Source organism: Frankia sp. CgKIO3 (genome assembly GCF_977946435.1).
On record NZ_CDWTMO010000076.1, the window covers coordinates 7,567 to 19,215 of the forward strand.

Annotated in this window: 12 protein-coding genes and 1 pseudogene; 9 read left to right on the top strand and 4 right to left on the bottom strand. The window is 66.8% G+C overall.

The annotated features are described in order from the left end of the window. From AC08OJ_RS10655 to AC08OJ_RS10680, 6 genes are all read left to right on the top strand, one after another. Positions 1-714, top strand: a 714-nt coding sequence (locus tag AC08OJ_RS10655; protein WP_476595651.1) for a DUF72 domain-containing protein, incomplete at its 5' end; no start/stop codon positions are given. A gap of 18 nt (positions 715-732) precedes the next feature. After that, complete coding sequence (locus tag AC08OJ_RS10660; RefSeq protein ID WP_476592491.1) at positions 733-1,404, top strand: class I SAM-dependent methyltransferase; 672 nt, start codon at positions 733-735, stop codon at positions 1,402-1,404. Positions 1,405-1,508: 104 nt separating this feature from the next. Then, positions 1,509-4,196: an SUMF1/EgtB/PvdO family nonheme iron enzyme gene (locus AC08OJ_RS10665; RefSeq protein ID WP_476595652.1), complete on the top strand. Its 2,688-nt coding sequence runs from the start codon at positions 1,509-1,511 to the stop codon at positions 4,194-4,196. 2 nt (positions 4,197-4,198) lie between these two features. Continuing rightward, the gene (locus AC08OJ_RS10670; RefSeq protein ID WP_462188237.1) at positions 4,199-4,471 is read left to right on the top strand and encodes a hypothetical protein; all 273 of its coding nucleotides are present in this window, start codon (positions 4,199-4,201) and stop codon (positions 4,469-4,471) included. Positions 4,472-4,494: 23 nt separating this feature from the next. Next, on the top strand, positions 4,495-5,709 hold the full coding sequence (locus AC08OJ_RS10675; protein WP_476592489.1) for a hypothetical protein: 1,215 nt from the start codon (positions 4,495-4,497) through the stop codon (positions 5,707-5,709). Positions 5,710-6,020: 311 nt separating this feature from the next. Further along, complete coding sequence (locus AC08OJ_RS10680) at positions 6,021-6,998, top strand: NAD(P)-dependent alcohol dehydrogenase (RefSeq protein WP_476595653.1); 978 nt, start codon at positions 6,021-6,023, stop codon at positions 6,996-6,998. Here the strand turns inward: AC08OJ_RS10680 and AC08OJ_RS10685 are convergent. Continuing rightward, positions 6,985-7,431 (bottom strand): transposase family protein, encoded by a 447-nt coding sequence (locus tag AC08OJ_RS10685; RefSeq protein WP_476592487.1) that lies wholly within the window; start codon positions 7,429-7,431, stop codon positions 6,985-6,987. The two genes, AC08OJ_RS10680 and AC08OJ_RS10685, sit on opposite strands and share 14 nt — an antisense overlap. 713 nt (positions 7,432-8,144) lie before the next feature. Here AC08OJ_RS10685 and AC08OJ_RS10690 point away from each other — a divergent pair. From AC08OJ_RS10690 to AC08OJ_RS10700, 3 genes and pseudogenes are all read left to right on the top strand, one after another. After that, on the top strand, positions 8,145-8,558 hold the full coding sequence (locus AC08OJ_RS10690) for a hypothetical protein (RefSeq protein ID WP_476592486.1): 414 nt from the start codon (positions 8,145-8,147) through the stop codon (positions 8,556-8,558). A gap of 15 nt (positions 8,559-8,573) precedes the next feature. Then, positions 8,574-9,002, top strand: a pseudogene (locus AC08OJ_RS10695) (reverse transcriptase domain-containing protein); the annotation flags it as partial. Between the two features lie 84 nt (positions 9,003-9,086). Continuing rightward, on the top strand, positions 9,087-9,389 hold the full coding sequence (locus tag AC08OJ_RS10700; protein ID WP_476595655.1) for a group II intron maturase-specific domain-containing protein: 303 nt from the start codon (positions 9,087-9,089) through the stop codon (positions 9,387-9,389). A gap of 93 nt (positions 9,390-9,482) precedes the next feature. Here the strand turns inward: AC08OJ_RS10700 and AC08OJ_RS10705 are convergent, their stop codons facing one another. From AC08OJ_RS10705 to AC08OJ_RS10715, 3 genes are all read right to left on the bottom strand, one after another. Continuing rightward, positions 9,483-9,851 carry a hypothetical protein gene (locus AC08OJ_RS10705; RefSeq protein ID WP_476592485.1) on the bottom strand — a complete coding sequence of 123 codons (369 nt, stop codon included), beginning with the start codon at positions 9,849-9,851 and terminating at the stop codon, positions 9,483-9,485. Between the two features lie 757 nt (positions 9,852-10,608). After that, positions 10,609-11,250 carry a CoA transferase subunit B gene (locus AC08OJ_RS10710; RefSeq protein ID WP_476592484.1) on the bottom strand — a complete coding sequence of 214 codons (642 nt, stop codon included), beginning with the start codon at positions 11,248-11,250 and terminating at the stop codon, positions 10,609-10,611. Then, positions 11,247-11,649: CoA transferase subunit A (locus AC08OJ_RS10715; RefSeq protein ID WP_476595654.1), on the bottom strand; the 403-nt coding region annotated here is incomplete at its 5' end. The genes AC08OJ_RS10710 and AC08OJ_RS10715, both read right to left, overlap by 4 nt.

An 11,649-nucleotide genomic window follows, 5' to 3' on the forward strand; every position in this document is an offset into this window, starting at 1 on the left:
TACGTCCGCGACCTGGACGCCAACGTCGTCGACGAGGTGTGGGAGCGGTTCCTCACCGCGCTGGCACCGCTCACCGAGGCCGGCAAGCTCGGCGCCCTGTTCTTCCAGTTCCCGCAGTGGTTTCCGATCAGCGCCGCGAACAAGCGCTACATCCTGGAGTGCCAGCGCCGGTGCCGGCCGGTGCGGATCTGCGTGGAATTCCGTAACCACACCTGGATGGACGAACGCAACCGTGAGAAGACACTCGATTTCCTCGCCTCTCAGGCGATTCCGTACGTGTGCGTCGACATTCCCCAGGGCTATCCGAATTCGATTCCGCCGGTGCTCGCCGCGACTGCCGATCTCGCGGTTGTCCGGTTCCACGGTCACAGCGAGCGGTGGACGAGCAAGGACATCCACGAACGCTTCGGCTACCGCTACAGCGAGGACGAACTGCGCGCATGGGCCCCGAGGATCCGGGAGCTGGCGAACGGCGTCGCCACGACCCACGTCCTCATGAACAACTGCTATGCCGACTATGCGCAGCGCAACGCCAGACAGTTGGCCGACCTGCTGGCCCGGCTCGACTCTCGCGAGAACCGTGGTCGTCGGAGGGACGAACAGAGTTCCCGTTTACGTCCCAGAGTCGGTGGCAGGGCGTCACGCTCGTTGGCCGACTTGTCCCAATCCGGAGCCGTTGGGGAGCCGATCGGTTACGATCCGCCTGGGTTGTAGGGCGGGAGGTGATCCAGTTTGGCGGAGCCGGGAACGTCGGCGCACTATGAGCGCCTCGCCGACGCGTACGACCAGAACTGGACCTACAGCGACGCCTTCCTCGACTGGATGGCCCGGGAGATGGCCGGGGCGCTCACCCTGACCTCCCACGATCGGATCATCGACGTCGGGTGCGGGACGGGACTGTACACCCGCCGGGTTTTCGAGATCGTCCGGCCGTTGACGCCGATCCTGTGCGCCGACCCGTCCGAGGGGATGCTGAGCCAGCTGCCTTCGGATCCCGGTCTTCGCCCGGTGCACGCCTCGGCGGAGCAGCTCGTCGGCGCGGCCAGCCCCGACGCGACGACGGCCGTCGAGCCCGGTTCGCTCGACGTGGTGATGATCAAAGAGCCGATCCACCACGTGGCCCCCGCCGACCGCCCGCGGGTCATCGCCGGGCTCACCGACGGCGGCCGCTTCCTCATCGTGATGTTGCCGACCCGGATCTCGTACCCGCTGTTCGTCGCGGCCCTGGAGCGGTTCGAGGAGCTGCAGCCGGACCCTGCCGACATCGCGGACCACATGCGCGATGCGGGCCTGACCGCGAGTCTTACGTACCGCGACTACCCGTTGAGCATCCCGAAGGACCGGTACCTGGCGATGGTGCGCAGTCGGTACATGTCATTGCTCTCGACGTTCGAGGATGACTAGATCGAAGCAGGCGTGGCCGAGATCGACGCCTGCCATCCGGAACCGGTGCTGTTCTTTCCCGACCGGTTCGCCTTCGTGCTCGGTACCCGGAGGAGGACCGTCTCGTGACCGAGACCGTCGATGACCGTCTTCATCGGCTGCAGGGCGAGCTCAACGGTCATGATCGGATCGCGCGATATCTTGGTCTCGACTTCACCCGGCCGATCAAGTCGTTGGGTGACGGCTACCCAGAGAACACCGTCTCGCTCATCGGGAAGATCGCCGAACGGCTGCTGAAGCAGCTGTGGACCCATCATGAGGTTCCGGGCGACCCGTCCGGCAAGGCGCTGAACGATCTGATCAAAGGTTGCCGGCCGCATATCCGCAGCACCAACGTCATCAACGCGTTCACCGACATCCAGCGGCTTCGGAACCGCTCGTCGCATGACGGTTATGAGATCGCCGAGGAGGACGGCCTTCTCGCCGTGCGCCGGCTCTTGGACGTCTTGGACTGGTTCACCAGCACCGGTGTCACCGCGATCATCGGTGACGCGCCCAGCCTTGATCTGCTAGTCGAGCGGAAGGCCGAGTTCCTCTCGGGCCTATACGCGACGCTGGGGTACAAGGCGATCAAGCGGTTCGAACTGTCCGAGAGCACCGTCTACCAGCTTTTCTGCCGGCAGATCGGGTTGCAGGCCGAGTATGTGGAGATCATGCTCAGTCGCAGCCTGGAAGAGCTGAACCAGCTTCTCACCACGACCGGCGGCGAGATCCTCAGTACCCAGCTCCCGAAGCACACCCGGTTCCTGATCGTCGAGGACGAGCCGTCCGAGGATGTGGCGCCGTTCGCGGACGGTGAGATCCGCATCGTGGCCTACGAGCGGTTTGTGGAGAGGATCGTCGACGTACCGTCGCACCTGTCCGCCCTGACGGTCAGCTACCCGGAGACGAGACCCCGTGACGGAGAGCCGCTCAGGATCGCCGGGGATGTGCTGGAAGCGGACCAGCACACCGGCGAGATGACGGTCACCGAGACGTCCGACGCCGGGGAGATCTTGCGCCGCCTCGTGAGAACCTCGGCGAACATCCTCGTCATCGGTGGTCCGGGCAGCGGGAAGACGACGCTGCTGAAGCAGCTCGCGGCGGACGGTTCGGAACCCGCACGGCATCGCTACCGCTTCTACCTGGACATGAGCCTGAAGGAACCCGAGGAGGAGTTCGGTGACTTTGTCACCCGGACCCTCAACCCGTACATGAGGGTTCCGCGGAACCGGGTCTTCGACGTCTTCCTGTACCTGATCCGGGCCGGCTCCGTGCTGTGCGTGCTCGACGCGATCGATGAGGCGGTGCCGAACACGAGCCTGGAGGCGTTCCTCGGTGTGTTCTCCGACGTCTCGCAGGCGCTGTCGGCGGAGTCGACGGTCGTGATGTCGTCCCGCTACTCGTTTCTCGCCGACTCGCCCGAGGTCCGCCGGCTGCTGAACAGCTCGTCGCTGATCTCGGAGCAGCTCGTCCAGCAGCTGCACGCGAACGGCGTCGATCCGCTGGAGCTTCCGCAGTTCAGCGTGGTCCGGCTCGGTGACCTGAAGCTGCACGCGGACGAGCGGGTCTACTCGGTCTCGCCGCTGGAACTGCGGCTTGCTCAGCAGACCGGCCAGCTCGCGCGGAGGCCCGCCGCGGATGCGGCCAGGCACCTCGTGGACCTGGTGCCGGCCCGCATCGGGCAGATCCTGAACACCGCCGGGCTCGCCGATCTCCGGCCCAGGCTGGAGAGTTACTTCGGCCCGGCATTCCTGGCCGATCAGGCGGTGTTCACTCTGGCGGACCTCTGCACCCACGTCGGCATCGAATGCTTCGCCGAGGGACGGGTCACGCTGGAGACGTTCCTGCTCGCGCCCCTGTTCCGCCCGGCCGGCGCCGGCACGGTGGCGTTGGTGCACACCGTTTTCCAGGAGTATTTCGCCGCGCGCTACCTGCGGACCGCGGCCGGACGGGAAGCCGCGGGCAGCAACGCCGAACCGATTCTGACCGAGCAGGTCCGGGAGTTCCTCGTCCACCTCGGCGCCGAGACGATCCCCGCGCCCCCGCGGACGCTCCCGGCAGCGACGTACCTGGTCGGGCCGAGCCACCGCCTCCTCCTCCGAAAGATCGAGAAGCCGGTGCTGTTCGACGAGTTCCCCGTGACGGTCGGGCGGTACAAGGCGTTTCTCGCCGCGGTCGCCGAGCAGGGCTGCGCGCAGTGGGATCATCCGGGCGCTCCGTCAGGCCACACCCACGAACCATGGCGGGAACGCTTGCGGAACCCGGAGTACTTCACCGATCCGGCGTACGACAACTACCCGGCGAACTGCGTCAACTGGTGGAGTGCCTACGCCTTCGCCCGCTTCGAGGGCAAGCGGCTGCCGACCTGCGTCGAGTGGGAGGCCGCCGCCCGGGGCACGGACGGCCGGCTGTTCCCCTGGGGAGACGACGTCGACCTGGCCGCGGTCAACTGCGCCGACGCGTGGAGCGGCCGGCCGTTGGTGACCTACGAGGTCTGGAAGCAGGAGATCGACGGTGGCCGGTTGCGGGACTGCGCCCCGACTCCGGTGACCGATCATGCGGCGAACCTGTCCCCGTTCGGGGTGCACGGCATGTCCGGCAACGTGTGGGAATGGACCGAGACCGTGTTCGACGGGATCAACTCTGCGGTGATCTGCGGTGGCTCCTACGACAACCCGTACCGGGCGGTGCAGACCTCGTCGAAGGCCCTGTACCTACGCCGGGGCAGCAGTAACGCCGTCGGGTTCCGCTGCGTGCGGGAGGTCGCGTGACCATGACCGGCGTGCCGGACAGCGGGCAGCGGTTCGGCCGGATCGTCGATCGCCAACCGCTGGGCAGCGGACCCCACCGGGTCACCGCGACCTACCTGGTTCGCGACGACGAGACCGGCGAGATCCACGGCTTCGACTACAGCGACATCGTCACCGAAGGATTCCGCACGATCATCGTCGGGGAGCGTGTGCGTTTCGAGGTCGCCCCGTCCACCGGTCGAGCCCATTTCGTGATCAGACTGGACCTTCCGGAGGTCGACGAATTCTACCGGTAGACCGTCCGGGACGGCATTCCTTCGTGGTCGTCTGTCCCGCCTTCCTCACCGGCATCCCGGACTGGCCGGAAGGTCCGCTGCCGTTACGCCACAAGGAAATCGAAGCGACCACCGCCGCGCGCAGCACCTATTTCAGCGCCGCCTGCGCACGCATCCTCTACGGCACGCCTGACCGGCCGAGCCGCTGGCAGCGCACCGCACCCACCGGCGAGACGAACAACCCGATCTTCGGTACGGAGATCCTCCTACCCGACCCGGACCGGCCGGACCGCGCCTTCGTCATCGTCCATGTCCGCGTCCATGTCCACGTCCAGACCGGCGGGTCCGAGCTCCTCGACGTCCTGCGCGCCGTCGCCGGCCGGCGCGGCAGTGCGACCCCACCCCCCGACCTCGGCTCGGCGCTGCCCACCTGGGCCCGCCTGGCGCCGTCGGCCCGAGGGTTCACGATCGCGTTCCTGACCTTCCCCACCCTTCCCGAAGCCGACCCGCCGCGACCCGCTGACGCCGTCCGAATCGACTCCTGGTCGACCGCGGACACCTGGCTGTGGCATCTCGCGTCCCGTACCGCCAACGCCGACTACCCACCGGATCCCGACCACGCCGACCAGCTCCTCGACGGACGAGTGATCCTCTCCGCCGACTGGCGCGGGCTCGTCACCCGGGACGGCGCCGCCTTTCTCGGTCTACGCCCCGACGACGGCGCCGACGATGCGTTCTTCGGCTTCGCCCAGCTCTACGCCCACACCACCTACCTCGACGCGGTCCTGATCGGCATGATCCAGAACGCGGCCATCACCGAGATGATCGACGAGGCGGCCCGCGCGTTCGAAGCCCAGGACCTCACGCGTCATCTCGCCCGTCTCGAAGAACGGGCCGCCCGATTCCGCAACATCTACTGGCTCCGGGACGCCAGCGCCCACGGCCCGGCGAACGACATCCTCACCGCTTACCAGGCACAGCACCATCTGCCCGAGCGGTTCGACGCCGTGCTCACCGAGATCGTCGACCTGAACCGGATCGCCCAGACCCAGGAGGGGCAGCAGGTCGGCGCGGCGCTCGGCGTCCTCACCGTCGTCGGCCTGCCCTTCGGCGCCGCCTTCGCGGTACTCCAGGTCCTCGGCGCGAACTCGGCGCGAGACCTCCTCATCGGCGTGCTCGCCGCGCTCGCCGGCTCCGGCGCCCTGCTCCTCACCCGGTTCGGCCGGCTCCTGTTCCGCTCTCTCCGGCAACCGGAGTAACGGGCTCACGAAGGAGAGCGGAACCTCGGCCACGCCTCGGAAAGGGGCGCTCCGTCGCCAGCGCATCGGGACGGCGGCGGAGCTTGATAGTGTGACCGCACAGTTGACTGGACGGCCACGGCGTTTTTCATCGAACTTCCACCGGATCTGCTTTCGAGCCAGCCAGCCATCCTGTCTCGCGATAGCCCGGCGTGGGACCATCGCCATGCCGGCGTGTCGTGGGCCGCGCAATCCGTTGTCAGTATCGCCATGCTGGCAGATTGGGTGATCTCGCGTTTCCGGCCCGCCAGCATGACGACAGAGGAGACCTGGTGAAGGCAGTCGTCCAGGAGCGGTTCGGCCCGCCGGACATCCTGCAGCTGACCGATGTCGTCATGCCCGAACTCGGGCCGGATGACGTACTGGTTCGGGTGCGGGCCGCCGCGCTGAACCCGTACGACTGGCACATGGTGCGAGGCGACCCGCTCGTCGCGCGACTCATGCCCGGAATGGGACTGACCAGGCCGAAGCACCGTGTGGCCGGGATCGACGCGTCGGGCGTCGTGGAGGCGGTCGGCGCGAACGTGCACGTGCTACGACCCGGCGACGAGGTGCTCGGCTTCTGCCCAGGCGCATTCGCCGAGTACGCCCGCGCCCCGGCGGACACGGTGGTACCCAAGCCGGCCGGCCTGACCTTCGAGCAGGCGGCGGCGCTCCCGATCGCCGCGACCACCGCCTTGCGGGGAATCCGCGACATGGGTGGGGTCCAGGCCGGGCACCTGGTACTCGTCAACGGGGCCGCCGGCGGCGTCGGTACATACGCCATCCAGATCGCGGCCGCGCTCGGCGCGGAAGTCACCGGGGTGTGCAGCACCCGCAACGTCGAACTGGTCCGCGCGCTCGGCGCCACACACGTCATCGACTACACCACCGATGACTTCACCGACGCGCACGCCCACTACGACGTGATCCTCGACAACGTCGGCAACCGGCCACTGAGCCGGCTGCGCCGGGCGCTGACCCCGACGGGAACCTTCGTGCTCAATGCCGGCGGTTCACCCGGCCACGTCGTCGGGGCGGTCGGCTGGATGCTCCGCGCGATCGTGGTCAACGGCTTCGTCCGGCAGCGGCTCCGACCGCTGCCCACCCGTCAGGATCAGGCGGAGCTACTCACCTTCACCCGGCTCGTCGAGGACGGGAAGCTCACGTCGGTCATCGACCGGACGTACCCACTGGTCGACGTCGCCGAAGGTCTGCGCTATCTGGAACGCGGGCACGCTCGCGGCAAGGTCGTCGTCACCACGGCATGAGCGGCTCTTCGCGGTACGGCGGATTCCGTGTGTCGCCGCGGAACCGCAGCACCACCGACTGGGTCGGGCTGGCCTGATGTGTCGGCAGGCTGGTGACCAGGTAGGCGACCTCGGTCTCGGTGGCTTTCACCCCGCGGCCGACCAGCCAGCGGGCGGTCTCGGTCTGGGTGTGCAGAGCATCCGCCTGACCGGCATCGGCGGCCCATTCGCCGATCGCGGTGAACGACCGCGCGTCAGCGAGCACCGCGCACGTCGCCAGGGTCAGCACCACGGCCAGGCTGTGCCGTCTACCTCGGGGTTTCCGCGGGTCCGGGACCCGGCCGAAGACCGCCAGCAGACCCGTCACCGACGACGGATGGTGATGATCGTCGGCGACGGCGGCAGCCAGCTGATCGAGAGCAGGGGCAGGCGGCGATACTGGGACGGCGGGCACGACACCTCGGGTCGATCATGACGGCGTAGGAACCTCCACGATCTCCAGGTGGCGTGCCCGTACCCCTGAAGCCCCGTACCCGGCGTCAGCCTCTCGCTGCACAGTCCCACCAGAAACCCCAGCCAGCACCGATCACCTGCGCGTCAGCAAACTTGCCGAGGCGTGTGCCATGAACGACGAAGGAGTGCTGATGGGAGGGTAGGGCGTGCTCTGGAGTTGATGCTGCGCGAGAGATGAAGGTATGGCCCTTCGGAGTCGCCCTTCGGGGGGAGGCTTCAAACCACCACATGCTGTGTTGACTGAAGACCGTCGTGGTGAGCGATGTGGAAAAGGCGCCGGAGAGGCGTCAGCTGGGGACCAGGAAGATGAGTGAACCCGAACCGCTGTTGACGTGTCGTAACAAAATAGGTGACATCGAAACCGTGGCATGCTTCGGGCTGCGGGAAGAGCCTGGCGGATACCCGACTACTGGCCAGGTGGTGTCCGGCATGGAGGCGGCATGAGCCTGGTCTGCGGGTCTCGCGTGGAATATGGGAAGGCGCTGACCTGGGTGTTTCCGGCCTGTCGCATACGGCAGGCAGAACCTCGGGGAGGCGCTGGCGGACCGGCCTGTAGTAGCGGTGAATCCTCTGTAATGGAGGGGGAGCTAAGGGGCCGGGTCATCTGTGGTTTGTTCGTCCGGTCAACCGGGGTGAGTCTCCGGGAGGAGCTGCATGAGCGAGCTGAAGTCACCGGCGAAGCCGTTTGACATTTCGAAGTGGGAAGTGTGGGAGGCCTATCAGCGAGTGAAAGCGAACAAAGGCGCACCGGGTGTGGACGGTGTCACGCTGGAGGCGTTCGAGAAGGACCTGAAGGGAAACCTTTACAAGGTCTGGAACCGAATGTCGTCCGGGAGCTACCTCCCGCCACCGGTGCTCGCTGTGGAGATACCGAAACCGCAGGGGGACGGGGTCAGAACACTCGGTGTGCCCACGGTCGCGGATCGGGTCGCCCAGACGGTGGTAGCCCGCAGGCTGGAGAGGAAGGTCGAGCAGATCTTCCATCCGGACTCCTACGGCTACCGGCCACGACGGTCGGCGTTGGACGCGATCGCGGCATGCCGGCAGCGGTGCTGGAAGTACGACTGAGTCGTCGATCTTGATGTCCAGGCGTTCTTCGACAGTGTCCGCTGGGACCTCGTGGTCAAGGCGGTGGAAGCCTACAGCGTCGCCCCGTGGGCCGTGCTGTATGTGAAGCGGTGGCTCCAGGCACCGCTTCAGCTATCCGACGGGAGCCTGCGGATGCGGGACCGGGGGACCCCACAGGGGTCTCCGGTCTCGCCCGTGCTGGCGAACCTGTTCCTGCACTACGCCCTCGACACGTGGATGACCCGGACTTTCCCGGATGTCCCGTTCGAGCGCTACGCCGACGACGCGGTGCTCCACTGCGTCAGCGAACGCCAAGCCCACCAGGCGGTCGAGGACAGGATGGCTGAGGTCGGGCTGCGGCTGCACCCGGCCAAGACCAGAATCGTGTACTGCAAGGACGCCAACCGGCGGCTCGACCACGAGCACACCGCGTTCACGTTCCTCGGGTACACTTTCCGTGCCCGCGCGGCGCGTGGCAGGAACGGGCGGCTCTTCGCCTCGTTCCAGCCCGCGATCAGCAGGCAGGCCCTGACCACGCTCGGCCGGCAGGTCCGCCGCTGGCGCCTGCACCGCCGCAGCGACGTCACGCTCGCCGACCTCGCCCGGACGATCAACCCGGTCGTCCGGGGTTGGATGGCGTACTACGGGGCGTTCTACCGCTCCGCGCTGTCCGTTCTCTTCACGCGCATCAACTCCTACCTGGTGCGTTGGATCCGCAAGAAGTACAAGCGGCTGCGACCCGTGAGGAAGGCATCAGCCGCCTGGCAACGAGCAGTCACGGGCTCCCCGGGCCTGTTTGCGCACTGGCGGTGGGTCCCGACCTTCCGGTGACCAGGGTGACAGGAGCCGTGTGACGGGAGACCGTCACGCACGGTTCTGCGAGAGCCGGGAGGTAAAATTCCTCCCGGCTACTCGACCCTGCTATCAGGCCGCTTCCGCCGCTTCCATCGCTTCCGTCAAGTCGGCCACCGTTCTGGCGAAGGCCGCAGCCCCCAGAGGGAACTCACGCTGATCGGTCCAGCAGGCTGTGACGTTCCAGTAGGCGTTACATGCGGCCAGGTAGGGCGCGAGGGCGGTCAGGCCTTTGTGGGGGAGAGCGGGAAAGAAGCCGAAGCCGAAGGCGAAGCTGGAAGCTTCGAAGGCGGCGTTGCCGGTGACATTGTTGGGGTTCCTCGTAGCAGCGTCGGCGTACTGCCGTAGTTCCCCGGGGGTAACGACCTGCGAATTGATGCGGCCCGAGAGGGAGTTCGCCGACACTGGTGCCTTATAGCTGGGTTGATAGGAGGAGCGCATGGCCTAAATTCTACGAGTAGTCCAGGGCGCCTGCAAGGCATCTCGTGCTTTCGTGAATATTTCGCTCCTGAACCGTCCCGGTCTCTAAAAAACTCGGGGCGGTGCATTTTTCGTTTTTTGCTCATTATGAGAATCTGCCGACCATAGCAATATGTTATGCCGCCCACTGCTAAGGAGAAATTCGGAGCGGACACGGTCCCGACCAGCGCGTTCAACCCGCGGACCAGCAGCGACCGTACCGTGATTTTGGTGTGGCCGAACGCCGCGCCCTGCTTGCCTGGCCCGTAGACCCGCCGCTGGCAGGAGCGGAACCAGCACTCGAGGCCGACGATTCCGTCGGGCTCGTTCGTGGGGATATTCGTGACTATAGAAGCTGACCGCGAGGGCGTGGTCGGCCACGCCCTCGGGAGCCAGCGTCAGCTGGCCCTGCCCCGCCAGGGACCGGAGCCGTCGGCGCCGTCCCGCCCGCTTCGTGGCCGGCTTCCGCGACGACCCGGTGCTGCGTATACCCGTCACCTGACGGGTGTCTTTCGTCTGGGATGTCGTGTTGGTGTGGTGGCCCCTATTCTCCCTGCGCGACAGGCACCCGTTCACGTCCCACGGGTCAACAGTCGACCACCATCCCCGCCCTACTGGCGGATCTAGGTCTGAACGCCTCCGTAACGGTCCAGCCGCGGACTATTACGGAAGACAGCAGCACCCAGGCGTAGACCGGATCACGGCGACGCCGCCGCGGCCCGGAACGCCGAACAACCGGTCACCTAAGAGCGATCGTGAGGTTGGGTGTGGTGGCCACGCGGACGTCGTCCATGGTGACGCCGGGCGCGGTCTCCCGCAGGATCAGGCCGATGCCGGGCTCGATGTCGATCACTGCCAGGTCGGTGATGACGCGATGCACACAGGCCTGTCCGGTCAGCGGCAGCGTGCACTCGTCGAGGAGCTTGTGGCTGCCGTCCCGGGCAACATGCTCCATCATCACGACGACTCGCCGGGCACCGTGGACTAGGTCCATGGCGCCGCCCATGCCCTTGACCATCTTTCCGGGGATCATCCAGTTGGAGAGGTCCCCGGCGGCGGACACCTGCATAGCACCCAGGATTGCGACGTCGACGTGCCCGCCGCGGATCATGCCGAATGACGTCGCTGAGTCGAAGGTGCTGGCTCCGCGCAGGAGCGTGACGGTCTGTTTGCCCGCATTGATCAGATCGGGGTCGACCTCGTCGTCGTAGGGGAAGGGGCCGACGCCGAGGAGTCCGTTCTCGCTGTGCAAGATGACCGTGACACAGGGTGGGAGATGGTTCGCTACCAGGGTCGGCAGGCCGATGCCCAGATTGACGTACTGGCCGTCGGTCAGCTCGGCGGCCACCTGCTTGGCCATCTGCTCGCGGGTCCAGCTCATCGGGAACTCACCGTCCTCTTCTCGATCCGCTTTTCGGTGGTGGGGACGTGGACGACGCGCTGCACGAAGATGCCGGGGGTGTGGATTTCGGCCGGGTCGAGCTCGCCGGGTTCGACGAGCTCCTCCACCTCGGCGATCGTCACCCTGCCCGCGGTGGCGCACAACGGGTTGAAGTTCGCGGCGCTCCCCCGGTATATGAGGTTGCCATGCCGGTCGCCCTTCCAAGCATGGACCAACGCGAACTGGCAAACGATCGCCCGCTCCAGCACATAGCGGACCCCGTCGAATTCCCGGGTCTCCTTCGACGGCGACGGGAGCGCAACGCCACCGGCCCCGTCATACCGCCACGGCAGACCGCCGTCGGCAACCTGGGTCCCCACCCCCGCCGGAGTGTAGAAA